26 protein-coding genes and 1 pseudogene are annotated in these 24,527 nt (G+C 60.6%); 17 read left to right on the top strand and 10 right to left on the bottom strand.

Features of this window, described 5'->3' with window-relative positions:
• Genes BKP54_RS10615 through BKP54_RS35790 form a run of 3 tightly spaced genes read left to right on the top strand, consistent with a single transcriptional unit; the run spans position 1 to position 3,072 of the window.
• Entirely contained in the window at positions 1 to 1,554 is a 1,554-nt protein-coding gene (locus BKP54_RS10615) for a caspase family protein (RefSeq protein WP_025426797.1), read from the top strand.
• The gene (locus BKP54_RS10610; protein ID WP_084814402.1) at positions 1,551 to 2,633 is read left to right on the top strand and encodes a caspase family protein; all 1,083 of its coding nucleotides are present in this window, start codon (positions 1,551 to 1,553) and stop codon (positions 2,631 to 2,633) included. Before BKP54_RS10615 ends, BKP54_RS10610 begins: the two co-directional genes overlap by 4 nt.
• 31 nt (positions 2,634 to 2,664) lie before the next feature.
• Positions 2,665 to 3,072 (top strand): DUF4384 domain-containing protein, encoded by a 408-nt coding sequence (locus BKP54_RS35790; protein WP_158071681.1) that lies wholly within the window; start codon positions 2,665 to 2,667, stop codon positions 3,070 to 3,072.
• A gap of 77 nt (positions 3,073 to 3,149) precedes the next feature.
• Here the strand turns inward: BKP54_RS35790 and BKP54_RS10600 are convergent, their stop codons facing one another.
• The 4 genes from BKP54_RS10600 to BKP54_RS10585 all read right to left on the bottom strand — a co-directional run bounded on the left by BKP54_RS10600 (position 3,150) and on the right by BKP54_RS10585 (position 7,415).
• A complete protein-coding gene (locus BKP54_RS10600) occupies positions 3,150 to 3,926 on the bottom strand; it encodes an amino acid ABC transporter ATP-binding protein (RefSeq protein WP_025426799.1) in 777 nt (258 codons plus the stop codon).
• Between the two features lie 14 nt (positions 3,927 to 3,940).
• The gene (locus tag BKP54_RS10595; RefSeq protein ID WP_025426800.1) at positions 3,941 to 5,098 is read right to left on the bottom strand and encodes an amino acid ABC transporter permease; all 1,158 of its coding nucleotides are present in this window, start codon (positions 5,096 to 5,098) and stop codon (positions 3,941 to 3,943) included.
• 4 nt (positions 5,099 to 5,102) lie between these two features.
• Entirely contained in the window at positions 5,103 to 6,296 is a 1,194-nt protein-coding gene (locus tag BKP54_RS10590) for an amino acid ABC transporter permease (protein WP_025426801.1), read from the bottom strand.
• A gap of 93 nt (positions 6,297 to 6,389) precedes the next feature.
• Positions 6,390 to 7,415, bottom strand: coding sequence for an amino acid ABC transporter substrate-binding protein (locus BKP54_RS10585; protein WP_025426802.1), 1,026 nt, complete (start codon positions 7,413 to 7,415; stop codon positions 6,390 to 6,392).
• A gap of 340 nt (positions 7,416 to 7,755) precedes the next feature.
• On the opposite strand from BKP54_RS10585, the gene BKP54_RS10580 reads away from it, so the two are divergent.
• Positions 7,756 to 8,946 carry a cystathionine beta-lyase gene (locus BKP54_RS10580; RefSeq protein ID WP_025426803.1) on the top strand — a complete coding sequence of 397 codons (1,191 nt, stop codon included), beginning with the start codon at positions 7,756 to 7,758 and terminating at the stop codon, positions 8,944 to 8,946.
• A gap of 6 nt (positions 8,947 to 8,952) precedes the next feature.
• Here the strand turns inward: BKP54_RS10580 and BKP54_RS10575 are convergent, their stop codons facing one another.
• Positions 8,953 to 10,119 carry an FAD-dependent monooxygenase gene (locus BKP54_RS10575; RefSeq protein ID WP_025426804.1) on the bottom strand — a complete coding sequence of 389 codons (1,167 nt, stop codon included), beginning with the start codon at positions 10,117 to 10,119 and terminating at the stop codon, positions 8,953 to 8,955.
• An 11-nt stretch (positions 10,120 to 10,130) separates the two neighbouring features.
• Positions 10,131 to 10,376 carry a zinc-finger domain-containing protein gene (locus tag BKP54_RS10570; protein WP_025426805.1) on the bottom strand — a complete coding sequence of 82 codons (246 nt, stop codon included), beginning with the start codon at positions 10,374 to 10,376 and terminating at the stop codon, positions 10,131 to 10,133.
• Between the two features lie 179 nt (positions 10,377 to 10,555).
• On the opposite strand from BKP54_RS10570, the gene BKP54_RS10565 reads away from it, so the two are divergent.
• The 9 genes from BKP54_RS10565 (at position 10,556) to BKP54_RS10530 (ending at position 17,447) form a co-directional block, all read left to right on the top strand.
• Positions 10,556 to 11,341 (top strand): alpha/beta hydrolase, encoded by a 786-nt coding sequence (locus BKP54_RS10565; protein WP_084814400.1) that lies wholly within the window; start codon positions 10,556 to 10,558, stop codon positions 11,339 to 11,341.
• A gap of 100 nt (positions 11,342 to 11,441) precedes the next feature.
• The gene (cysE, locus tag BKP54_RS10560; protein WP_025426807.1) at positions 11,442 to 12,269 is read left to right on the top strand and encodes a serine O-acetyltransferase; all 828 of its coding nucleotides are present in this window, start codon (positions 11,442 to 11,444) and stop codon (positions 12,267 to 12,269) included.
• 100 nt (positions 12,270 to 12,369) lie between these two features.
• Positions 12,370 to 12,573, top strand: a complete 204-nt coding sequence (locus BKP54_RS10555; RefSeq protein ID WP_003535016.1) for a DUF3126 family protein — start codon at positions 12,370 to 12,372, stop codon at positions 12,571 to 12,573.
• A 32-nt stretch (positions 12,574 to 12,605) separates the two neighbouring features.
• Positions 12,606 to 12,824: a hypothetical protein gene (locus tag BKP54_RS34990; RefSeq protein WP_128090394.1), complete on the top strand. Its 219-nt coding sequence runs from the start codon at positions 12,606 to 12,608 to the stop codon at positions 12,822 to 12,824.
• Positions 12,808 to 13,161 (top strand): phasin family protein, encoded by a 354-nt coding sequence (locus BKP54_RS10550; protein WP_025426808.1) that lies wholly within the window; start codon positions 12,808 to 12,810, stop codon positions 13,159 to 13,161. Before BKP54_RS34990 ends, BKP54_RS10550 begins: the two co-directional genes overlap by 17 nt.
• 241 nt (positions 13,162 to 13,402) lie before the next feature.
• Positions 13,403 to 13,756 (top strand): ATP-dependent Clp protease adapter ClpS, encoded by a 354-nt coding sequence (clpS, locus tag BKP54_RS10545; RefSeq protein WP_025426809.1) that lies wholly within the window; start codon positions 13,403 to 13,405, stop codon positions 13,754 to 13,756.
• Between the two features lie 9 nt (positions 13,757 to 13,765).
• Complete coding sequence (gene clpA, locus BKP54_RS10540) at positions 13,766 to 16,285, top strand: ATP-dependent Clp protease ATP-binding subunit ClpA (RefSeq protein ID WP_025426810.1); 2,520 nt, start codon at positions 13,766 to 13,768, stop codon at positions 16,283 to 16,285.
• A gap of 83 nt (positions 16,286 to 16,368) precedes the next feature.
• On the top strand, positions 16,369 to 17,106 hold the full coding sequence (locus tag BKP54_RS10535) for an AzlC family ABC transporter permease (protein WP_025426811.1): 738 nt from the start codon (positions 16,369 to 16,371) through the stop codon (positions 17,104 to 17,106).
• A complete protein-coding gene (locus tag BKP54_RS10530) occupies positions 17,103 to 17,447 on the top strand; it encodes an AzlD domain-containing protein (protein ID WP_038576042.1) in 345 nt (114 codons plus the stop codon). Before BKP54_RS10535 ends, BKP54_RS10530 begins: the two co-directional genes overlap by 4 nt.
• 156 nt (positions 17,448 to 17,603) lie before the next feature.
• Here the strand turns inward: BKP54_RS10530 and BKP54_RS10525 are convergent, their stop codons facing one another.
• The 4 genes and pseudogenes from BKP54_RS10525 to BKP54_RS10510 form a co-directional block, all read right to left on the bottom strand.
• On the bottom strand, positions 17,604 to 18,023 hold the full coding sequence (locus tag BKP54_RS10525) for an HIT family protein (RefSeq protein ID WP_025426813.1): 420 nt from the start codon (positions 18,021 to 18,023) through the stop codon (positions 17,604 to 17,606).
• Positions 18,024 to 18,066: 43 nt separating this feature from the next.
• Positions 18,067 to 19,253: pseudogene (locus BKP54_RS10520) on the bottom strand (GNAT family N-acetyltransferase).
• Between the two features lie 4 nt (positions 19,254 to 19,257).
• Complete coding sequence (locus BKP54_RS10515; RefSeq protein WP_057205061.1) at positions 19,258 to 19,983, bottom strand: glycerophosphodiester phosphodiesterase; 726 nt, start codon at positions 19,981 to 19,983, stop codon at positions 19,258 to 19,260.
• A 13-nt stretch (positions 19,984 to 19,996) separates the two neighbouring features.
• Positions 19,997 to 20,464 carry a RidA family protein gene (locus BKP54_RS10510; RefSeq protein ID WP_025426816.1) on the bottom strand — a complete coding sequence of 156 codons (468 nt, stop codon included), beginning with the start codon at positions 20,462 to 20,464 and terminating at the stop codon, positions 19,997 to 19,999.
• A gap of 144 nt (positions 20,465 to 20,608) precedes the next feature.
• Between BKP54_RS10510 and BKP54_RS10505 the strand changes: the two genes are divergently transcribed.
• The 4 genes from BKP54_RS10505 (at position 20,609) to pyrH (ending at position 24,478) form a co-directional block, all read left to right on the top strand.
• The gene (locus BKP54_RS10505) at positions 20,609 to 21,436 is read left to right on the top strand and encodes a cell envelope integrity EipB family protein (protein WP_025426817.1); all 828 of its coding nucleotides are present in this window, start codon (positions 20,609 to 20,611) and stop codon (positions 21,434 to 21,436) included.
• A gap of 180 nt (positions 21,437 to 21,616) precedes the next feature.
• Positions 21,617 to 22,384, top strand: a complete 768-nt coding sequence (gene rpsB, locus BKP54_RS10500; RefSeq protein ID WP_038576045.1) for a 30S ribosomal protein S2 — start codon at positions 21,617 to 21,619, stop codon at positions 22,382 to 22,384.
• Between the two features lie 256 nt (positions 22,385 to 22,640).
• A complete protein-coding gene (gene tsf, locus BKP54_RS10495; protein WP_025426819.1) occupies positions 22,641 to 23,564 on the top strand; it encodes a translation elongation factor Ts in 924 nt (307 codons plus the stop codon).
• A 191-nt stretch (positions 23,565 to 23,755) separates the two neighbouring features.
• Positions 23,756 to 24,478 carry a UMP kinase gene (gene pyrH, locus BKP54_RS10490; RefSeq protein WP_025426820.1) on the top strand — a complete coding sequence of 241 codons (723 nt, stop codon included), beginning with the start codon at positions 23,756 to 23,758 and terminating at the stop codon, positions 24,476 to 24,478.
• Positions 24,479 to 24,527: the final 49 nt, after the last annotated feature.

Raw genomic sequence — 24,527 nt, 5'->3', positions numbered from 1 at the left:
GTGCTGCGCAAGGCTCTGATTTCGTGCGCTTTCTTTAGTCTAGCGGGTCTGCCGGCGCTGGCGGCCACGTCGGCGCTTGTCGTCGGCGTCGACGTCTATCCGCATGAGGTCAGCCTCGATGGCGCGGTCAAGGATGCGCGCGACGTTGCCCAGGCACTGAAGACGGCGGACGTCGGCACCATCCGCGAATTCATCAACGAAAAGGCGACGAAGGACGCGATCCGCGCCGGCTGGCTGGAACTTGTCGGTGCCGCGACAAAAGGCGACATGATCATCTTCACTTATGCCGGTCACGGCGCCCAGATGCCGGAACTTGTCGCCGGCAGCGAGCCGGATGGGCTTGATGAGTTTCTGGAGTTGCCGGGATTCGATCGTAGCCGGGCCGAGGAGACGGCAAAGGAGATCATCGTCGACAATGAACTCAATGCCTGGTTCGCGGAAGCTGAGGCCAAGGGTGTCCAGGTGCTGTTTGTCTCCGACAGCTGTTATTCCGGCGGCATGAACCGATCGATCTCCGGCAAGACGCGGCTCGCACCGACGGTGCGGGCGCAGTTGCCGCCGCCGTCGCAAGAGGCGGTTTCCGGCGCGGCGGTGAAGGATGCGGACCTGTCGCAGGTGACTATCCTTGCCGCATCGCTTGAGAGCCAGCTGACACCGGAGGTGGTGATTGAAGGCGAGCCGCGCGGCGCGCTCAGTTGGAGTTTCGCCCGCGCGCTTGAGGGGGCCGCCGATCGCGATGGCGACGGGCTGATTTCGCGGGTCGAACTCGAGGATTACGTCTTCTCCAACGTCAAGCTCCAGTCCGAGGCGCTGCAGGTGCCGAACTTCACACCACAGGTGCCGCGATCGGACAGGGAGATCGTCCTGTCGCTGCCGAGAAGTGCGGCGCTGGCAGACGGCAATGGTGCAGCAGCAACAGGCCGGTCGTCAAAGCTGAAGCCCGCCCGAGACATGGGTTGGACAGGAACGCTGGCGCTCAGCGTCAACGGCACAGCGCCGACGCTTGAAAATGTCGGTGGCAGCGGTGTTCCCTATCGATGGGATGCCACGAGCGGCACATTCTACACGCCGAACGGCGACGTTGCCGGCGAACATGTCGCTGCCGACATGGTGCAGGGTGTGGTCGATAAATTCATCCTTCTTGATTTCCTGAAGGTGCTTGCCGCGCAGAACCCGGGCAAAGTCTCGCTGACGCCGGTCAAGGACATCTATTCATCAGGCGACCGCCTGAACTTCGACGCTCCGCAGTCCGGATACGCGAACATGCTGGTGTTCAATCTGGCTAATACCGGGGAAGTCCAGCTTCTCGATGCCCAGGTCTCGGGCTCCGGCAGCCATGTGTTCAAGCTCAGGGACCTGGAGGTGGTCAAACCTTTTGGCGCCGATCATCTTGTGGTCGTCTCGACAAACGCCCCGATCGATGCGGTGGTTGCTGCTTTATCCAGCCCAGGCGTCGAGGCATCCGAGTTTCTGCGCCTTCTGGAAGAGCGGCTGGACGGCACCGACAGTGCCGTCGCTATCCAACCGCTCTACACGCGGGAGCGCGGGCAATGACCGCGGACATCGGTGTCTGGCGTTTCCTGCTGCCGCTCATGGCGCTGGGGACCTGTTCGCCTGTCTTGGCTGCGGACCGGGCCTTGCTCATCGGGATAGGAAACTATCAGAACCTGCCGCCGAAGCTGTTCCTGCACGGCCCGAAAAACGACCTCGTTGCCATGGAAGGATTGCTGACAGGCACACTCGGCTTCGATCGTTCCGCGATCCGAGTACTGAAGGATGAGCAGGCGACGGGCGCGGCCATCCTGTCGTCGATCGAAGAATGGCTGGTCGCGGGCACGCAGCCCGGTGACCGGGCCTATCTCTATTATTCGGGTCACGGTCTTCAGGTGACGGATCTCGATGACGACGAGGACGACGGCATGGATGAGGCGCTGGCGCCATTCGATCTGGTCGCCAAGAACAAGGATTGGGATGGCGCCATCACTGATGACGAGCTCGATGCCATCCTCGAACGCTTGAAGGGCAGGGCGGTGACCCTGGTGATCGACGCCTGTCACTCTGGCACGATCTCGCGGTCGCTCTCCAACGATGTGTCCGCAGGCATCGACGGCGCGCGTTTCCTACCGCGCCCCGTGGCGAAACCGGTGGAGCAGGCACTGACGCGCGGGCTGCGGATCGATCTCGGCGTCGTCGACAAGCCGGCCCACGTCAACGAAAGCGGTACCGTTGCCTGGAGCGCAAGCGCGCCCTATCAGGTGGCCTGGGACGATGTGCGGCTGCCCGTCGAAAGCCGTCACGGTGTCTTCACCGCGGCCTATGTCGCCGGGCAGATGGGGGCGGCGGCGGACGCGAACGCCAATGGCCTGACCAGCAACGCCGAGCTTTTCGAATATGTCACGGTGCAATCTGCCGCTTACTGCGCCTCGCAGAAAAAAATGCGAGACCCTCGACCCGCAACTGGAGACGAAGGCGCAGAACCTCGGTGCCAGTGCCATAGTGCCGGTACAGGCGCGTGCGGATGCGAAGGCTCGGTATCAGCCCGTTACCGGCAGCAGTACCGGCCAGGTAAGCTATCAGGATGCGAATGCAATCGATGCGGTCGGCGATATCGTCGGCAAGGCCGACGCTGGTGACGTGACCCTCGGCATCGACAGGCCAACGTCGATGAAGGCCGGTGACGTGTTCAAGCTGACGGTCGCAAGCAAGATTGCCGGGAGCCTCATCCTGCTCGACGTCAATGCAGAGGGCGCAGCAACCCAGATCTTTCCCAACGAGTTCGCGCAGAAGATTACCCCACTCAGCGCCAACGTGCCTTTGACACTGCCGGACGAATATTACGGCTTCGACTTCGAAGCATCGGGCGAAGGTGAGAGTGCGTTCGTTGCCCTGGTGGTCAACGATCCCGTTGATCTGGCGGCGGTCGCGCCGAAGGCACGGGGACTCAAGGTCGAGCTCCGCGCGCGCGAGACCTTGAGCGAAATAGTCTCGCGGTTGCAGAAGACCTGGACCGAGGACCTGGATAAGCGCGGCATCCGCTGGTCGGTCGGTATGCTGCGCTATCACGTCGAGTGACCGCATTTCACGACGGCCAGATAGCAAAAAAGCCCGCCGGAAAGGCGGGCTTTCTGTTTGAAGTCTAGCTCGGATGCCTAGTGCAGGATCTGGCTGAGGAAGAGCTTGGTGCGCTCATGCTGCGGATTGTCGAAGAACTCGGCAGGCGAGTTCTGTTCGACGATCTGGCCCTGGTCCATGAAGATCACGCGGTTGGCGACCTGGCGGGCAAAGCCCATTTCGTGGGTCACGCACAGCATGGTCATGCCTTCTTCAGCAAGGCCGACCATCGTATCGAGCACTTCCTTGACCATTTCCGGGTCGAGCGCCGAAGTGGGCTCATCAAACAGCAGGATTTTTGGCTTCATGCACAGCGAGCGGGCGATCGCCACGCGCTGCTGCTGACCGCCCGAAAGCTGGCCTGGATATTTGAGGGCCTGCTCTGGGATCTTGACGCGCTTCAGGAAGTGCATCGCGATTTCTTCGGCCTGCTTCTTCGGCATCTTGCGAACCCAGATCGGTGCAAGCGTGCAGTTTTCCAGGATAGTCAGGTGCGGGAACAGGTTGAAGTGCTGGAACACCATGCCGACTTCGCGGCGCACTTCATCGATCTTCTTCAGGTCGTTGGTGAGCTCGATGCCGTCGACGACGATCTTGCCCTTCTGGTGCTCTTCCAGTCGGTTGATGCAGCGGATCATCGTCGATTTGCCGGAGCCCGACGGGCCGGCGATGACGATACGCTCGCCCTTCATGACCTTCAGGTTGATGTCACGGAGAACGTGGAAGTCCCCGTACCATTTGTTCATTCCGTTGATTTCGACCGCAACGTCGGTCGCGGATACGGTCATCTTGGAAGCAGTGGCTGTATTTGCCATGCGGTTCCCCCCTTTTATCGTTTATGGGCCGTGTCGAGCACACGTTCCATGAAGCCTGAATAGCGCGACATACCAAAGCAGAAAAGCCAGAATATGAAGCCTGCGAAAATTAGCCCGGAGATCGGCGTGACCGCCGAGGCCCAGTTGGCATCCGAGAAGTTCAGCCGGACGATGCCGAGCAGATCGAACATGCCGATGATCGAAACCAGCGACGTATCCTTGAACAGTCCGATGAAGGTGTTGACGATGCCGGGGATCACCAGCTTCAGCGCCTGCGGCAGCACGATGAGGTTCATCTTCTGCCAGTAGCTGAGGCCGAGCGAATCGGCACCCTCATACTGCCCCTTGCCGATCGCCTGCAGACCGCCGCGCACCACCTCGGCCATATAGGCGGAGGCGAAGAACGACACGCCGATCAGCGCGCGCAGGAACTTGTCGAAGGTCACACCCTGCGGCAGGAACAGCGGCAGCATGACACTGGCCATGAACAGAACGGTGATGAGCGGGATGCCGCGCACAACTTCGATGAAGAACGTGCACAGCATCTTGATCACCGGCATGGTCGATTTTCGGCCAAGCGCAAGCAGGATGCCTAGGGGCAGCGATACCGCGATGCCGACGAACGACAGCACCAGCGTCACCATCAGGCCGCCCCACAGTGGGGTTTCGACGAAGGTCAGACCAAACCAACCGCCTGGCAAAAGGATAAGCGACAGGATCGGTAGCACGACGAGAAGCAGGATCGCATTAATGTTCTTGTAGGGGACCTTCGGGATCAGCATCGGCGTCAGGAACAGGATGAACAGGATGCCGATGAGGGCCGGCCGCCAGCGCTCCTCGATCGGGTAACGCCCGAAGAGGAATTGGTCGAACTTGGCATTGACGAAGGCCCAGCACGCGCCGCTCCAGCCGTCCGGCTGCGAGCCGCCCTGTGCGACGGTGGCGCAGACCCCACGCCCGCCGCCCGTCCAGGCGGCATCGATGAAGAGCCATTGCACTGCCGGCGGTACGAGCCAGGCGAGCACGAGCAGGCTTATGATCGTAAGAATCGAATCCTTCGGCGTCGCAAAGAGGTTCTTGCGAAGCCAGTAGGCAAGGCCGCCCGTCAGTATGGGAGCGGGTGCAGCCTCGATCATCGAAGTGCGGACGAAATTTCCCTGGTGCGTGTTCATGATCTTACCTTTCCACCAGGGCCATGCGGGCATTGAACCAGTTCATCAGCAAGGACGTCGACAGGCTCAACGACAGGTAGACGATGATCCAGATCGACACGATCTCGACCGCTTGACCAGTCTGGTTGAGGATCGTTCCGCCGACGGCAACCAAGTCTGCGTAGCCGATGGCGATCGCCAGCGACGAGTTCTTGGTCAGGTTGAGATACTGGCTGGTGAGTGGCGGAATGATGATCCGCATCGCCTGCGGCACGACGACGAGGCGGGTCGTGAGACCGGGCCGGACGCCCAGCGCGTGGGCTGCCTCGGTCTGTCCCGTTGACACGCCACGGATACCTGCCCGAACGATTTCGGCGATAAAGGCTGCGGTATAGAAGGAAAGCGCCAGGAACAGCGACAGGAACTCCGGTCCGATGACCGAGCCGCCGGTGAGGTTGAACTTGCCGGCGACCGGCACGTCGAAGGTGATCGGCGAACCCGTTGCAAGGAAGACAAGGAGCGGGAGGCCGACGACGAGGCCTAGCACTATCCACAGAACCGGGAGGCGCTGTCCGGTTGCTTCCTGCTTGATGCGCGCATAGCGGGCCACGAAGAAGCTGGCGATGACGGCGATCACGAACGCGTAGAAGACATACTGCGAGCCGTCGCCGAAGACCGGCTTCGGAAAGGCAATGCCGCGGTTGTTGAGGAAGATGTTGAGCGGCAGCGCTGCCGATTCCCGCGGTTGCGGAAGCACGGCCAGAACGCCGCTGTACCAGAAGAAGATGACCAGCAGCGGCGGGATGTTGCGGAACACTTCGACATAGGCGAGTGACAGTTTCGCGATCAGCCAATTGTGCGAGAGCCGCCCGATGCCGACAATGAAGCCGATGATCGTTGCGGTGATGATGCCGGTCACGGCAACCAGCAGCGTATTGACGAAACCGACGACGAGCGCGCGCCCGTAGGTGGAATCGCTGGTATAGGCGATCAAGGACTGTCCGACGTCGAAACCGGCACGCCCCTTGAGGAAGCCGTAGCCGGACGCGATGTTCGCACGCTTGAGGTTTTCGATCGTGTTGTCCGCTATCCAATAGACGACGGCAACGAGGATAACGACGGTTATGACCTGGTAAAATATCCCGCGCACTTGCGGGTCGTTGATGAACGAGCCCGAAGGTTTGCTCTTCTCAGGCGTAGTTGTGACGCCAATCGCCATGCAATGCCTCTTTCCCCTTGTCACCCTTTTGGGTGTTTTTATCGTTGGGATGGGGAAGCGGCGTGCCGCTTCCCCCTTTCGTGTCGGGCCGTCTTAACGGACCGGAGGAGCGTACTGAATTCCGCCCTTGCTCCACAGCGCGTTGAGGCCGCGTTCGATCTTCAGCGGGCTGCCGGCGCCAATGTTACGGTCGAAGACTTCGCCGTAGTTGCCGACTGCCTTGATGACGTTGACGGCCCATTCGTTGGTGAGGCCGAGGTCGGTGCCGATCTTGCTGTCAGCTTCGACGCCGAGGAAGCGCTGAACGTCCGGGTTGGTGGACTTCTTCATTTCTTCGACGTTTGCCTGCGTGACGCCGAACTCTTCGGCCTGGATCAGCGCGTAGTGAACCCAGCTGACGATATCGAACCACTGGTCGTCACCCTGGCGGACGGCCGGACCAAGCGGCTCCTTCGAGATGATTTCCGGCAGGATCATGTGATCGTCGGGCTTGGAAAGCGTCAGGCGCAGCGAATAGAGGCCCGACTGGTCGGTGGTGTAGACGTCGCAACGACCGGCGTCATAGGCCGCGTTCACTTCGTCGAGCTTTTCGAAGACGACCGGGTTGTACTGCAGGTTGTTGGACTTGAAATAGTCGGCAAGGTTGAGCTCGGTGGTGGTGCCGGTCTGTACGCAGACGGCGGCGCCGGAGAGTTCGAGGGCCGACTTAACGTTCAGGCCCTTGCGGACCATGAAGCCCTGGCCGTCGTAATAGTTGACCGGGCGGAAGTTGAAGCCGAGAGCGGTGTCGCGGTTGATCGTCCACGTGGTGTTACGGGCAAGCACGTCGACTTCACCGGACTGCAGGGCCGGGAAACGTTCCTTGGCCGAAGTGGGTGTGTATTTTACCTTGGAGCCATCCGCGAAGATCGCGGCAGCGATCGCCTTGCAATAATCAATGTCGAATCCGCTCCAGTTGCCCGAAGCGTCCGGGGCAGCGAAGCCGGCGAGGCCGGTATTCACGCCGCATTGGACAAAGCCCTTGGCCTTCACGTCATCGAGTGTCGCAGCCGAAGCCGCATGTGCGCCAATCCCCATGACAGCAGCGCCAACGAGGGCTGTCAGAATTCTTCTTGCCATTTTTAGAACCTTTTTCTGTTGTCGTTCGTTCCCGTCTGCACCAGCGCGTCTCCCTGCGCGTGCAGCCTCCGCCACCCTCATGGCGCGAGTGCAATCTATCTCATGCTCAAAATCAATGAGGGTCAAGAGACGTCGCCGATTTTCTGAACTTGCGAGTAAAAAACCTGAAATAAGCCAGAAGTTTAGGCAGGTTTTGCAGAGAACGGGCAATTGCTGGGCGAAAATTCGTCAATGGCTGCTGCTTTCGGTCGCAAAGCGCCTTTGTCGGATTTTGCCACTTGACCGCGGTTGTAGGGCGTTCGAAGAGTTCCGGATCGGTTTTTCAACATCGGAATATTCAATGGCAGACAGCGGCAATGTGAATGGCAAGATGGGTATCAACACCCGACTGGCCCATACCGGAAACAAACCTTCCGACTATTTCGGTTTCGTCAATCCACCGGTCGTTCACGCGTCCACGGTGCTGTTCCCGAACGCCAGGGCGATGGAGACGCGCGAGCAGAAATACACCTACGGCACCCGTGGCACACCGACGACGGATGCGCTCTGTGACGCGATCAACGAGCTCGAGGGAGCTGCAGGCACGATCCTCGTTCCCTCGGGCCTTGCTGCCGTCACCGTGCCGTTCCTCGCCTATCTCTCGTCCGGCGACCATGCGCTCATCGTCGATTCGGTCTATTTCCCGACCCGGCATTTCTGCGACACGATGCTGAAGCGTCTCGGCGTTACCGTCGAATATTACGACCCGATGATTGGCGCTGCGATCGAAAGCCTGGTTCGCCCGAACACGCGCCTGGTTCATACGGAGGCGCCAGGCTCCAATACGTTCGAGATGCAGGATATCCGGGCGATAGCCGACGTCGCGCACCGCCACGGCTGCGTTGTCACCATGGACAACACCTGGGCGACACCGGTCTATTTCAAACCGCTCGACCATGGCGTCGACGTGTCGATCCATGCTTCCACCAAATATCCCTCAGGCCATTCCGACGTGCTGCTCGGCACGGTCTCCGCCAACGCCGCCCATTGGCCGGCGCTGACGGAAGCCATGGTCACGCTCGGCGTCTGCGTGTCTCCGGATGACAGCTACCAGATCCTGCGCGGGCTGCGCACCATGGGCATCCGCCTCGAGCGGCACCAGGAAAGCGCGCTGTCGCTCGCCACGTGGCTGGAAGGCCGTGATGAGGTTGCCCGCGTTCTGCATCCGGCGCTTCCGAGCTTCCCCGGCCACGACCTCTGGAAGCGCGATTTTACCGGGGCGAGCGGCATCTTTTCCTTCGTGCTGAAAGCTGAAAGCCCCGAGCGCTTCAAGGCGAAGGCGCACGCGTTCCTCGATGCGCTGTCGCTGTTCGGCCTTGGATATTCCTGGGGCGGCTTCGAAAGTCTGGCGCTTCACGTTGGCCTGTCGGATCGAAAGGTGGCGTTGGCGCCGACCGAGGGGCCGGTCCTTCGCCTGCAGATCGGTCTTGAGGATGTTGCCGATATTCGCCGGGATATCGAGGCGGGACTTGCCGCAGCAAGGGCAGTCTGACCGTTTTTAGCGTTCGGGAGCGCCGTAGCCGTAGAGCCAATCGAAATCGGCTGCGAGCGCTTCCGGACCCTTCATCGACAGGACGATATCTCGCCCGAGCCGGAACGGGCCGCGGGCGTGGTAGGCGAAGCGGTTGAAAGCGGCGCGGCGGCGCACTTGGGCGATGCGTGGCCGGCGTGTGGCCTCGAAGGCCCTCAGCGCTTCGCTGATGTCGTTTGCGCTGCTGAGGCAGGCTGCAAGTGCGTCTGCATCTTCGATCGCCATGGCAGCGCCTTGCGCCGCAAACGGCGTCATCGCATGGGCAGCGTCCCCGATCAGAACGATCTTTCGTCCATCCTGCCAAGCGCCGTCAGTCACTGTGCAAAGTGGCCAATAGGTCGGCGCGTCGGCGTTTTTCAGCAATGTTTGCAGGCCGTTGTTCCAGGTTGAGAAGGCGTCAAGGTAGTCGCGACGCCTGACTTCGGAATCCTTGCCGACCCAGACGCCGTCGGTTTCCTTGCCTTCGATGATCGCAACCAGGTTGAAGCCGCCAATTTCTCGCAGGGGATAGGCGACAAGATGCGCCCGTGCGCCAAGAAAGGCGGTAACGCGATCCGGCTGCAGAAGGTTGTCGGCGGCAGCGCGCGTGACCGTCAAGCGCCAGGCGACATTGCCCGAAAACTGGACGGTGCCAGCACCCGCAATCGCATTGCGCAGGCGCGACCAGATGCCATCGGCACCGATGATCAGCGCCGGCGTCCGCCCGGTAGTGGAGGCAATCGCCTGTTCGGCATCGCCTTCGATGCGGTGTCCCAGGTGGAGACGGCAGCGCGGCTCGGCCGTCACGGCGGCAATCAGGATTCGTTGAAGGCTTGCCCGGTGTAACACGCCGTAGGGCGCGCTCCAGCGGTCACGGGCAAAACGCCCCGAGGGAACGCGTGCAAGCGCGCGAAGCGACTTTCCATCGACGAGCGTGATCGCATCCGGCTCGGTCCAGACGGATTCGAGCGCGTCGAGCAAGCCGAGTTCGCTGAGGATGCGCGATGCATTCGGGGAAAGCTGAAGCCCGGCGCCGACTTCGGTCAGAACGGCCGCCTGTTCGATAATGTCGACGTCGAAGCCGCGATGCGCGAGGCACAGGGCCGCCGTGAGCCCGCCGATGCCGGCACCGACGATCGCGACCGCGGTTGACATCCGCGCGGGTATCAGGTCGCCTGGAAGGTGAAGAGACAGCCCGGCGGGTTGGTTTCGGTCGCCTTCAGCTTCGGATTGTAGCGATAGAGCGTCGAGCAGTAGGAGCAGACCTTTTCATTGTCGTCGCCCATGTCGATGAAGATGTGCGGGTGGTCGTAGGGAACGGACGCGCCGGTGCACATGAATTCCTTGACGCCGATCTCGATTGCCTGATGTCCGCCGTCATTCTGGAAATGGGGGATGCTGTGGCCGGCCATGTCATGCTCCGATGTATGCAAGTCTTTGAGGGTCGAATTTGCCGGCACCATAGTGAGCTTTGTTGCAAAAGTGTAGCGGCAAACACGCCGCACCTGTGGTTTTTGCCGGGCCGGGGTTCCCCTCTACGGGACGACAAATTAGGTTGCGCCAAACCGATGCCGCCTCAAGGACCAGAATGATGGATCTCAATCCGCCGCCATTTTCGCACTTCACGCATGAAGGGCTGGATATCGCCTTCTTCGACGAGGGCGATCCTTCCGGTGCGCCGATCCTGCTCGTTCACGGCTTTGCTTCGAGCGCCAACGTCAACTGGGTTTTTCCCGGCTGGCTGAAGACGCTTGGCGATGCCGGTTACCGGGTAATCGCGTTCGACAACCGTGGCCATGGCAAAAGTAGCAAGCCATACGATCCAGCCCTCTACCATCCCCAGCAGATGGCCGGCGATGCGGTCGCACTGCTCGGGCATCTCGGCATCGCAGAGGCGCATGTGATGGGCTATTCGATGGGCGCGCGCATCTCCGCATTCCTGGCGCTTGCCCATCCCGACCGCGTGCGCACTCTGGTGTTCGGTGGCCTCGGTATGGGCATGGTCACCGGGGTCGGCGATTGGGACCCGATCGCCGACGCGCTGGTTGCGCCGTCGCTCGATGTGGTGACGCATGCACGCGGCCGCATGTTCCGCGCGTTTGCCGACCAGACCAAGAGCGATCGTCAGGCACTGGCCGCCTGCATATCGACGTCGCGTGACCTTCTGACCGCCGAGGATATGGGCCGCATCGACGCTCCGACCTTGATCGGCGTCGGCACAACGGACGATATCGCCGGCTCGCCGCAGGAACTTGCAGACCTGATGCCGAATGCCTGTGCGCTTGATATTCCGGGCAGGGACCATATGCTTGCGGTCGGTGATCGGGTGTTCAAGAAGGCGGTACTCGAATTTCTCGAAGAGGTGGGGCGAGCTTAGGTGTGTCTACGACCTCTGGTCGAACTGTGGCCCGGCCATTTATGTCCTGCCGGATTTCCCCTATATTGAAGGCATCGACCGATTAAGAAGGAGTGCGACGATGGTCGCGACGACCGAACTTCGTCAGACGGAATCCCTCAAGTTGATGGACCCGATCTGGAGCAGCCTGCGCGAGGAGGCCCGTCTTGCCGCCGAGCAGGATCCGATGCTGGCAGCGTTCCTCTATTCGACGGTCGTCAACCAGCATTCGCTGGAAGAAAGCGTCATCTACCGTATCTGCGAGCGCCTCGATCATCCCGATCTGCAGGCGAACCTGCTGCGGCAGACATTTGCCGAAATGCTGGAGGATTGGCCGGAATGGGGCGCGATCCTGCGCGTCGACATCCAGGCCGTCTACGATCGAGACCCGGCCTGCACCCGCTTCCTTGAGCCCGTGCTTTACTTCAAAGGCTTTCACGCGATCCAGACGCACCGTCTCGCCCATTGGCTCCTGAAGCGCGGGCGCCGGGATTTCGCGTTCTATCTGCAGAGCAGGGCATCCAGCGTCTACCAGACCGACATCAATCCGGCTGCCCGGATCGGCCGCGGTATCTTCCTCGATCACGCCACCGGGCTGGTGGTCGGCGAAACCGCTGTCATCGGCGACAACGTTTCAATCCTGCATGGGGTCACGCTTGGCGGCACCGGCAAGGAAGGCAGCGACCGTCATCCGAAGATCGCCGACGGCGTGCTGATCGGTGCAGGCGCCAAGATCCTCGGCAATATCCACATCGGCCACTGCTCGCGCATTGCTGCCGGCTCGGTCGTCCTCAAACCGGTGCCGCCGAAAACGACGGTTGCGGGCGTTCCCGCCAAGGTCGTCGGCGAAGCCGGGTGTTCCGAACCGTCGCGCCAGATGGACCAGATCCTGAGCAGCTTCGAAATTTGAACCATCGGGAACCGGTGCGTAGCTGCTTTCGAGGGGTTTACACCCGCCAATGCAGCGTGCGAGAAGCGCCGCACATCAAAAACGGCTACGGAGAAGACATTTGAAGCCCGAAGAAATCCGCAAGCTTGAAGCCTACCTCAAGCGCACGTTCAACCAGTCGATGGTCGTCAAGGCTCGCCCGAAGAAGGACGAGTCGGCTGAAGTCTATCTCGGTGACGAATTCCTCGGCGTCGTCTTCCGCGACGAAGAAGATGGCGAACTGTCCTACAACTTCTCCATGGCGATCCTTGACATCGACCTCTAAGTCGCTGATCGATGGTTTCAGGAAATGACCCGGTGGCGAGCGATCGCGCCGGGTTTTTCAATGCTTTCATGTTTTTTCAGGGCGTAAAGTCGAAGAATTTTGAACGTCGGCTGCGTTTTTTCATCAAGCTGTTGCAAGTATTGTGTTTTATTGCACTGCACGCTGGACTTGACTTTTTGTGCAGTGCACATAAACTAAAGCCTTCAGATCAGGCCGTCACTAAGGAGACACCCGATGTTCAACTTCGATGATGCAAACAAGAAAAGCAAAGAAGCCATTGACGTGGCTGTGAAAAGCTATTCCGCCTGGACCAAGGGCCTTCAGGCCATTGCGACCGAGGCTGCCGATTTTTCCAAGAAGTCCTTCGAAGACAGCGTTGCCCATGTGGAGAAGCTCTCCAGCGTCAAGAGCGTCGAGACGGCCTTCGAACTGCAGACCAATTTCCTGAAGTCGAGCTATGAAGGCTTCTTTGCCGAGGCAACCAAGATCGGCGAGATGTATGCCGACCTCGCCAAGGACGCCTACAAGCCGTACGAAGCGCCGGTTGCCAAGGCAACCGCAGCGGTCAAGGCTGCTGCTGCCGCGTAACGCAACGGATCATTGCCGTCATTTGGAAGGCCGGTCGCCGATACAGCGACCGGCCTTTTTGCTGTTTCGCGCACTTCGCGGTGGATCGAAGAAAGTTGATCAATCTTCTGCCTCTCCGTGCGATTATGATTGCAGTGCGTTGGTTCGGTCTTAAAATCTAGAAACGAACCATTAGATAAAGGGCAAGCACGCTGCGGCCACATCAGATGGATCCGCGGCTTGTACTAAGGAAAAGACACGAATGATCGCCATGCCGGTCCGGATGCAGCAAGGAAGCGACGACGAAGGAGGCGGAAGCAATCGCAGCACCTCCGTCATCACGCGCACCAAGCCGAAGACCAAGAAGCCGAGTTTGTATCGCGTTCTGCTTTTGAATGACGATTACACGCCAATGGAGTTTGTCATCCACATTCTGGAACGTTTTTTTCAGAAGAACCCGGAAGAGGCGACTCGCATTATGCTCCACGTCCACAATCACGGTGTGGGGGAGTGCGGCGTCTTTACGTACGAAGTCGCCGAAACGAAGGTGACGCAGGTGATGGATTTCGCCCGCCAGCATCAGCATCCGTTGCAATGCGTCATGGAAAAGAAATGAGGAACTAACGTGCCAACATTTTCGCCCAGCCTCGAAAAGGCGCTGCACCAGGCACTGACTTTTGCCAACGAGCGCCACCACGAATATGCGACGCTTGAGCATCTGCTTCTGGCATTGATCGACGATGCCGACGCAGCGGCCGTGATGGGCGCGTGCAACGTCAATCTCGAGACGCTGCGCAAGACCGTGACAGATTATGTCGACAACGAATTGTCGAACCTGATCACCGGCTATGACGAGGATTCGAAGCCGACCGCCGGTTTCCAGCGCGTCATCCAGCGCGCCGTCATTCATGTCCAATCGTCCGGACGCGAGGAAGTGACGGGGGCGAACGTTCTCGTTGCCATCTTCGCCGAGCGCGAGAGCCATGCCGCCTATTTCCTGCAGGAGCAGGAGATGACGCGCTACGACGCGGTCAACTTCATCTCGCACGGTATCGGCAAACGGCCGGGAAGCTCCGAGGCACGTCCGGTGCGCGGAGCTGAGGAACACGAATCCGAGCAGAAGCCTGCACGCGAAAACGAAGAGGCAAGCGCCAAAAAGCAGCAGGATGCCCTGACGGCCTATTGCGTCAATCTCAACGAAAAGGCGAAGTCCGGCAAGATCGATCCTCTGATCGGCCGCCACGCCGAGGTCAACCGCACGATCCAGGTTCTCTGCCGCCGTTCGAAGAACAACCCGCTCTATGTCGGCGACCCCGGCGTCGGCAAGACGGCGATCGCCGAGGGCCTTGCCAAGCGCATCATCGAAAAGAAGGTGCCGGAGGCGCTCCAGGACGCGACGATCTTTTCGCTCGACATGGGCACGCTGCTGGCCGGAACGCGCTATCGCGGCGATTTCGAAGAGCGCCTGAAGCAGGTCGTCAAGGAACTCGAGGACTACCCGGGTGCGGTGCTGTTCATCGATGAAATCCATACGGTCATCGGTGCCGGCGCCACCTCAGGCGGCGCTATGGATGCGTCGAACCTGTTGAAGCCTGCGCTTTCGTCGGGCGCGATCCGCTGCATCGGGTCGACCACCTACAAGGAATACCGGCAGTTCTTCGAAAAGGACCGCGCGCTGGTGCGCCGCTTCCAGAAGATCGACGTCAACGAGCCGACGATCGCCGATACCATCGAGATCATGAAAGGCCTGAAGCCCTACTTCGAGGATTATCATCATCTGAAATACTCGAACGAGGCGATCAAGGCGGCGGTCGAGCTTTCGGCCCGCTACATCAACGACCGCAAGCTGCCGGACAAGGCGATCGACGTGATCGACGAATCCGGTGCAGCCCAGATGTTGCTGCCGGTCAGCAAGCGCCGCAAGCTGATCACCGAGCGGGAGATCGAAGCCACCGTCGCGACAATGGCCCGCATTCCGCCGAAGACCGTCTCCAAGGACGACGAGGCGGTGCTGGCCAACCTCGAGAAGGAACTGCGTTCCGTCGTCTACGGCCAGGATCTGGCGATCGAGGCGCTTGCCTCGTCGATCAAGCTCGCCCGCGCGGGCCTGCGTGAACCGAACAAGCCGATCGGCTGCTACGTCTTCTCCGGTCCGACCGGCGTCGGCAAGACCGAAGTCGCCAAGCAGCTTGCGACGTCGCTCGGCGTCGAGCTCCTACGTTTCGATATGTCGGAATACATGGAGCGGCACACCGTGTCGCGTCTGCTCGGTGCACCTCCCGGCTATGTCGGCTTCGACCAGGGCGGCCTTCTGACCGATGGCGTCGACCAGCATCCGCATTGCGTGCTGCTGCTTGACGAAATCGAGAAGGCGCATCCAGACCTGTTCAACATCCTGCTGCAGGTCATGGACCATGGCTCGCTCACGGATCACAACGGCAAGAAGATCGACTTCCGTAACGTCATCCTGATCATGACGACCAATGCGGGCGCTTCGGAAATGGCACGGGCCGCTATCGGCTTCGGGTCGTCCAAGCGCACCGGCGAGGACGAAGAAGCGTTGAACCGCCTGTTCACGCCCGAGTTCCGCAACCGTCTCGATGCGGTCATCCCGTTCGCATCGCTGCCGACGCCGGTTATCCATCAGGTCGTGCAGAAGTTCGTCATGCAGCTGGAAACCCAGTTGGCCGAACGCAACGTCACGTTCGATCTGGCGCCCGATGCCATCGCGTGGCTTGCCGAGAAGGGCTACGACGAGAAGATGGGTGCGCGGCCGCTCGCCCGCGTCATCCAGGAGCACATCAAGAAACCGCTCGCCGACGAGATTCTGTTCGGCAAGTTGAAGAAGGGCGGCGTACTGCGCGTGACGATCGGCACGAAGGCCGACGGAACCAAGGGGTTGCTGCTTGATGCCGTTCCGGAAACGGCGCCAATCAGGCCGAAGGCGGAAGTGACCCGCCCCGCGATGAAGAGCGCCAAACCGAAGAAGGCCGAGGAAAAGGAAGCCGTCGGCGCTGAACCGGCACCGAAGGCCAAGCCGAAGAAGGTAGCAACCAAGTCGTCTTCGGACGACGACGGTAAGGCTGCCGGCGAGGCGAGCCCACGAAAGGGCAAGACGGTGCCGAAGGTGCCACGCAAGAAGTAGCCCGATCGGGCATGATGTTTGGCGCTGCCGGATGGTCTCATCCGGCAGCGTTTCTCTGAATGAAAACAATCCCGGAATGACTGATGAAGAGTGATGAAAACGACCAGTCGTCGGTCGTCTGGTTTCTGACTGGGATGCGTGGCCTGTTCAGCCTTCCGGCCTTTATCCTGATGCTGTCCTTCGTCGGCTTCTGTTCCCTGACGGCTCAGGCTGGAATTCCGCCGGAGCAGGTCGTTTTCATGACCGGCATGGTGTGGGCACTGCCGGCCAAGGTCATTCTCGTCAGTTCGATGATGAGCGGTGCCAGTCTCGCGGCTGCTTTCCTCGCTGTGTCGCTTTCGTCTGTCCGGTTGATGCCGATGGTTGCAGCACTCATTCCGGAGCTGCGCACAGCGAAAACGCCGACATGGCTACTGCTGTTCTTGTCGCACTTTGTCGCGATCACCGCCTGGGTCTTTGCCATGGAAAAGGTGCAGGCGGTGCCACGCGAGAAGCGCGTTGCCTTCTTCGCCGGCTTTGGCATCACGCTCGTCGTCGCCAACATGGTGTTGGTCGCCATCGTCTATCACTTTGTCGCCGATTTTCCGCCGATTGTCGCCGGCTGCCTGTTCTTCCTGACGCCGATCTACTTCCTGGCTTCGATCTGGCATTCGGCACGTCATCCGGTGGTCTACATCGCGCTGCTCTTCGGTCTTATCGCCAGTCCGCTGTTCTATTGGCTCGCCCCTGAATTTGACATCCTGCTCGCAGGCGTTGGCGGCGGCACGCTGGCCTGGGCGGTGGAAGGGCTCTGGCGCCGTCGCCGGGAGATCGGCGCATGACCTGGCAGGACGGTTGGTGGGCCTACGCCTTCATCGCGATCGCCGGCTGGCTCGCGACCGACATCTGGCGCTGGCTGGGTGTTATCGCCGGAAACCGGCTGCGCGACGATTCCGAGGCATTGAACTGGGTGAGGGCGGTGGCGACTGCGCTCGTCGCAGCCGTCATTGCCAAGCTCATACTCTATCCGACAGGCGTTCTTGAGCAATCGCCGTTATGGCTGCGTCTGGGAGCCGTCGCGATAGGGGCAACGGCATTCTTCCTGCTTGGCCGCAAACCGGCAATCGGCATAGCAACAACGATCGCAACGTTGGCTGCAGGCCTATGGTGGCTGGGCTTCTAAAGTGCGTCGCGATCTTTCAGATTCACTTGATGCGCTTTAAGCTTTTGTTTTTGCGTATGTCGTTATCGCAAAACCGCTGAACACTTTTGCGGGACATACTTTAGGGGCTCAATACGCAGCCGGTGACGGCCGCTGGTGCGACCGTCAGATTCGCATTTAAAGTGCCTGGCGCACTTTCTCGGCGTTGGCGGCCAATACCGCGCCATCTTCCATCGTGCCGGAATGCGGCTTCAGCGGAATTCCGTCGCGCCGCGGGATAACGTGGAAGTGCAGGTGGAAGACGGACTGGCCGGCAGGAGCCTCGTTGAACTGCATGATCGTCACGCCGTCGGCGTCGAAGGCTTCCTTGGCTGCGACGGCGATTTTCTGAACGGCGGTGATCAGTGCCGGCAGGCTCGTAGCGTCGGCATCCAGCAGATTGCGGGAAGCGGCTTTGGGGACGACCAGTATGTGGCCTTCAGCCTGCGGCATCACATCCATGAAGGCGATCGTCGCATCGTCCTCGTAGACCCGGTGCGACGGGATCTCGCCCCGCAGGATCTTCGCGAAGATGTTGTTGGTGTCGTAAACGCTCATTGTATTTCCTCGTAGATTGGATCCGGCCAGCGCCGAGAGCGGTTCAATCGTCCTGGCGCTCACCTTTGCGGAAAGGGCCGTGTTCGGCAAGAAACTCAGCCGTCTCTTCCACATCCCTTCGTTCGCGAAGAGATAGTCCGAGACCGCCCGGGCGAGGCCGGGATGGCTGATGTAGTGCGCTGAATGCGTCGTGACCGGCATGTAGCCGCGGGCGAGCTTGTGCTCGCCCTGCGCGCCGGCTTCCACGCGTTTGAGGCACTTTGCGATGGCGAAATCGATGGCCTGGTGATAGCAGACTTCGAAATGCAGGAAGGGGTGCTCCTCGATGCAGCCCCAGTGGCGGCCATAGAGCGCGTCGCCGCCGATGAAGTTGATCGCGCCTGCGATATAGCGGCCGTTGCGCCGTGCCATCACCAGCACAATGTCGTCCGCCATGCGCTCGCCGATCAGCGAATAGAAGGCGCGGGTGAGATAGGGGCGCCCCCATTTGCGGTCGCCGGTGTCCATGTAGAACGTGAAGAACTGGTCCCAGATTGCTTCCGTCAGATCGCTGCCGGTCAACCAGTCGATCGTGATGCCGTTTTCGAGTGCGGCGCGACGCTCCTTCTTCAGGGCCTTGCGCTTTCTGGATGCCAGCGTTTCCAGGAATTCGCCGTGCGTGCCATAGCCTTCGTTCAGGAAATGGAACTGCTGGTCGGTTCGATGCAGGAAACCTGCCCGTTCGAATACCGGCATCTCGGCATCCGGGACGAAGGTCACATGCGCCGATGAGGCGTCATGCCGCCGTGCAAGCTCCTTCAGACCTGCCGCAAGCCCGTCCTGTACGGGCGAGCCGTCTTGGCCCGAAACCGTCAGGAGCCTCGGTCCGGTTGCGGGCGTGAAGGGAATGGAGCCTTGAAGTTTGGGGTAATAACGACCGCCGGCGCGCTCGAACGCATCCGCCCAGCCGTGGTCGAAGACATATTCGCCCTGGCTATGGTTTTTCAGATAGCAGACGAGCGCCCCAAGAAGCTCTCCGTCAGCGCCCTCCATCAGCAGGTGTTGGCCGAGCCAGCCGCTTTTGGCCGTGGCCGAGCCCGATTCCTCCAGCGCCGAGAGATAGGCGTGCGAGACGAACGGGTTGTAGACCGCCCCGTCTCGTCCCTTCGCCGCGCCGGAAAGCATGTTCCAGCGCGCCGCCGGTATCTCGGAGAAGGATTGCTCTATGCGGATGGTGACGGCGTCGGACATGAGCTCAGGAAATCAATGCCTCCCGCGGGTCGAAACCCTCGAAGGTCATCTGATCGGCGTTGGCGTAGGTATATTCTTCAGCCTGCCTGTCGCGAACGGTCCAGGTGATGATCGTTCGGCCTAGCGTACGTTCCTTGGTGATGAACGAGTTCGGCAGATGGCCGTAGTGGTAGGAGATGAAGTCGAGGCCGAGTTGCATGGCCTCTTCATGCACGAAGAAGGTCTCCGGCCTTGCCCCCTCGGCGGTCAACCCGAGCGGATAGGGTGCATCGAGCGCTTTCAGATCCTTGAGCAACCAATGGTCGAAGCTCATGAGGGCGACATGGCCTTTGTAGCCTTCGAGCGTTTCCAGGACGGCGGCGGCAAACCCCTCGTCGTCGTCCTTGCGTCCCTTGAGCTCGATGATGAGCGGCACGCGCCCTTTGACGAGCCGAAGCATTTGCGACAGCGTTGGCACCCTGTCCTTCGTTCCGCCGATGGACATCAGGCCGAGCTCGCCGGCCGTCCTCGATCGCACGTCACCCTTGATGCCGCACAGCCGCTCGGTGTCGTCGTCGTGGAAGACGACCGGCACGCTGTCGGCGGTGTATTGCAGGTCGCATTCGATCGCAAAGCCGGCATCAACAGCGCGGGAAAACGCCGAAAGCGTGTTTTCCCAGACTTGCTTGTTCATGTCGTGATAGCCGCGATGGGCGATCGGTTGAGCTTTCAGCCAGGAAATATCTGTCATGCCCGGCACCCGATCACGCGATCTCGATGACCGCGTCGATCTCGACGGCGGCATTGAAGGGCAGGGCGGCCATGCCGACGGCAGCGCGCGCGTGCTTGCCGGCGTCGCCAAGGACGTTTGCAAGCAGGTTGGATGCGCCGTTGAGGACGAGATGCTGTTCGATGAACTCTGGTGTCGAGGCAACGAAGCCGTTGATCTTGACCAGCCGGCGGATGCGGCCGAGGTCGCCGCCAAGTGCGGATTTGGCTTGTGCCAGAATGTTGATCGCGCAGAGTTCGGCGGCGCGCTGGGCGCCCGCGACGTCAACGTCCTTGCCCACATGGCCGGTAACGGCGATCTTTCCGCCTTCCATTGGCAGCTGTCCGGAGATGTAGAGCATCGAGCCGCTGATGACGTAGGGCACATAGTTCGCCGCCGGGGCTGCAGCCTGGGGAAGGGTGACGCCGAGGTCCTTGAGGCGCGTTTCGATCTCTGCGGACATGGAAAGCTCCGTTGTTGTCTTTTGTGTTAAAATCCGGCATTCAGACCGGATCGCAGCGGGATGCGGCATTTAAATGTGGTGACGCCTCGCTTCTGCCGAAAGCTTGTTTATAGCATTGCCGGCGAGTCCAACAGGAGGAAACGGATGTTTCGTAAAGGCTTCGGTCTCGCCAGTTTAGGCAGCGCCTGCTTCGCGGTGATGACGGTTTCGGGCGTCGGTACGGCAAGCGCCAGTGTCCTCGTGCCACATCGGGCGGTCTACGATCTCGAACTCAAAGACGCTTCCGACCGCTCGGGTATCTCCGGCATGTACGGCCGCATGGTCTACGAGTTCAACGGATCGGCCTGCGAGGGGTATACGGTCAGCTTCCGTTTCGTGACGCAGGTGAATACCGGCGAAGAAACGCGCATGACCGACCAGCAGACGACCACCTATGAGGATCTGAAGTCGGGCAACTTCCGCTTTCTGACCCGCTCCTTCACCGACGAAAAGCTCGACAAGGAGGTGCGCGGCACGGCCCATGACGACAAGACCGGCGTCAAGGTCGAGCTGACCGCGCCGGACAAGCGCGAGGTCGAGCTGGCTGCAAGCCGGTTTCCGACCCAGCACATGGTCGAAGTCATCGATCGTGCCAAGAAGGGCGAGAGCTTTTTCGAGGCACGGATCTTCGATGGTTCCGATTCGGGCGACAAGACGCTGATCACCTCGACCTTCGTCGGCAAGTCGCGTAAACCGGCGCCCGATGAGCCGGATGCAGGCAAGGCCGGCAAGCTCGGCGCCGAGAATTATTGGCCGGTCACCATTTCCTATTTCAACGACGACAACAGCAGCGACGCGCTGCCGATCTACCGCATGTCGTTCAAACTCTACGAAAACGGCATCACCCGCGACCTGACGATGGATTACGGCGACTTCGTGCTGAGCGGCAAGCTTGCCGACCTCGAAGTCTTCAAATCGGAGGAATGCAAGTAGTCGATATGACAAAAACAGACTTCAAGTCTTGATTTGTCGGGCAGTAGCCGCTAAGGGGCTGCCTATTCCACACGTGAGGCATGGGATGTTCCGGGAGAAATCCGGATCGTTCCGCCGGTGGGCTTTTCGAAAGATGAGCTCGACGTCTCGCGGAGGTTCAACCGGAAAAGGAGAAAAGGCATGGCATTGCCTGATTTTAGCATGCGCCAGCTGCTTGAAGCTGGTGTTCACTTCGGCCACCAGACGCATCGCTGGAACCCGAAGATGAAGCCCTACATCTTCGGCGATCGTAACAACGTTCACATCATCGACCTCGCACAGACGGTTCCGATGCTGTCGCGCGCCCTGCAGATCGTAAGCGACACCGTCGCCAACGGCGGCCGCGTTCTGTTCGTCGGCACCAAGCGCCAGGCTTCGGAAATCATTGCTGACGCCGCCAAGCGTTCGGCCCAGTACTACGTCAATGCTCGCTGGCTCGGCGGCATGATGACCAACTGGAAGACGATTTCGAACTCGATCCAGCGCCTGCGCAAGCTCGACGAAATCCTCGCTTCGGAAGCTTCGGGCTTCACGAAGAAGGAGCGCCTGAACCTCGAGCGCGAACGCGAAAAGCTCAACCGCGCTCTCGGCGGTATCCGCGACATGGGCGGCACGCCGGACCTGATGTTCATCATCGACACCAACAAGGAATCGATTGCAATCGACGAAGCCAAGCGTCTTGGCATCCCGGTTGTTGCCGTTATCGACTCCAACTGCGATCCGGACCAGATCGACTACCCGATCCCGGGCAATGACGACGCCTCGCGTGCGATCGCTCTTTACTGCGATCTCATCGCTCGTGCAGCCATCGACGGCATTGCCCGTCAGCAGGGCGCATCGGGCCGCGATCTCGGCGCATCGGCTGAAGCTATGATCGAGCCGGCGCTCGACGAAGCCTCCGAAGCCTGATCGGAAGGCGCGGCGGGCATGAACCGCCGCACCAATCTAATGTCGGGGCGAGGCCGTTTGTGATGAAAAGTCTGAACGGCCTTGTTCTTTTCAGCGAGGGATGAAGCGGCTTGGGCCGGCGATCCGCGCCCCGGATATCATCGCGGTGGGCGCGTTCATCACGGTGTCACATACGCAAGCCATTCCCCTGCCACACCTCCTGGTGCCGCGCCACTTGCGGGCAGCGCGCCAGCCAAACAGACAAAGAGGCAAAAAGATGAGTGTAACTGCAGCAATGGTGAAGGAACTGCGCGAAAAGACCGGCGCAGGCATGATGGATTGCAAGAAGGCGCTCGCCGAAACCAACGGCGACATGGAAGCTGCGATCGACTGGCTGCGTGCCAAGGGCATCGCCAAGGCCGACAAGAAGTCGGGCCGCACGGCTGCTGAAGGCCTCATCGGTATTGTCAGCGGCGGCGTCAAGGCCGTTGTCGTCGAAGTCAACTCGGAGACCGACTTCGTTGCCCGCAACGAAGCCTTCCAGGAACTCGTTCGTGGCGTTGCCAACGTCGCGCTCGGCACCGACGGTTCTGTCGAAGCCATTGCCAATGCCAACTACCCGGCAACCGGCAAGTCGGTCGACGAGACGATCAAGGACGCGATTGCCACGATCGGCGAGAACATGACGCTTCGCCGCGCAGCCTTGCTCAAGGTCGAAGATGGCGTCGTTGCCACCTACATCCACAACGCTGCCGGCGACGGCATCGGCAAGCTCGGCGTTCTCGTTGCGCTGAAGTCGGTTGGCGACAAGGAAGTTCTGTTCTCGGTCGGTCGTCAGGTCGCCATGCACATTGCTGCCACCAACCCGCTGGCAATCCGCGCCGACGAAGTCGACGCCGCTGTCGCCGAGCGCGAGCGCAACGTGTTCATCGAACAGTCGCGCGCTTCGGGCAAGCCGGACAACATCATCGAAAAGATGGTCGAAGGCCGTATGCGCAAGTTCTTCGAAGAAGTCGCCCTGCTGTCGCAGGCCTTCGTCATGAACCCGGAAATCACCGTCGGTCAGGCCGTCAAGGACGCTGAAAAGCTCGCTGGCGCACCGATCGAAGTGACCGGCATGGCGCGCCTTCTGCTCGGCGAAGGCGTCGAGAAGGAAGAATCGGACTTCGCAGCCGAAGTTGCGGCTGTCGCCAAGGGCTGATTTCTTCACCCTTGTTTGGAAAACCTTGGGGCATCGCGTGACAACGCGGTGCCCTTCGTGTATCCGGCTTCGTCAATGCGCCGGACCCGCCGGAAAAAGCTCCGCAGCGGTTGAAACCGGGTAGCGCAATATGTCCTTATACGCAGCGCGCCGTTTTGTGCGCCCGCGTACCGATCTGTTCAGGAGCGATGATGTCGGCCGAGCCAATCTACAAGCGTGTTCTACTCAAAGCCTCCGGTGAAGCCCTGATGGGAAGCCAGGGCTTCGGTATCGATGTGGCGGTTGCCGACCGCATTGCCGCCGACATTGCCGAAGCACGCGCCATGGGCGTCGAAGTGGGCGTCGTCGTTGGCGGCGGCAACATCTTCCGCGGCGTGGCCGTTGCCTCCAAGGGCGGCGACCGGGTAACTGGCGACCATATGGGCATGCTGGCGACCGTCATCAACGCGCTGGCGCTGGCGACGTCTCTGCGCAAGCTCGACATCGACACGGTGGTGCTCTCGGCAATCGCAATGCCGGAAATCTGCGAGAGCTTCTCGCAGCGCGCAACGCTTTATCATCTGTCGCTCGGACGCGTTGTGATCTTTGCAGGCGGCACGGGCAATCCGTTCTTCACGACCGATTCTGCCGCTGCCTTGCGCGCCGCCGAAATGGGCGCACAGGCGATCTTCAAGGGCACGCAGGTCGACGGCATTTATTCCGCTGATCCGAAGAAGGATCCGACGGCCACACGCTTCGACCGCCTGACCCACAGCGCAGTCCTGGAAAAGGGCCTCGCGGTCATGGACGTGGCAGCGGTGGCGCTCGCACGCGAGAACGCCATTCCGATCGTCGTCTTCTCGATCCACGAGAAGGGTGGCTTCGCTGAAATATTGACGGGTGGCGGCCGCGCCACCATCGTTACCGACAATTAAGAGCTGCAAGACGGCTATCGGCCGATGAAAGACAGAACGGGAGTTTCCA

The organism is Ensifer sp. 1H6, assembly GCF_001976035.1.
Taxonomy (GTDB): Bacteria; Pseudomonadota; Alphaproteobacteria; order Rhizobiales; family Rhizobiaceae; genus Ensifer; species Ensifer canadensis.
The sequence above is the reverse complement of the archived record's forward strand: the minus strand, read 5'-3'. Positions and strand labels throughout refer to the sequence as shown.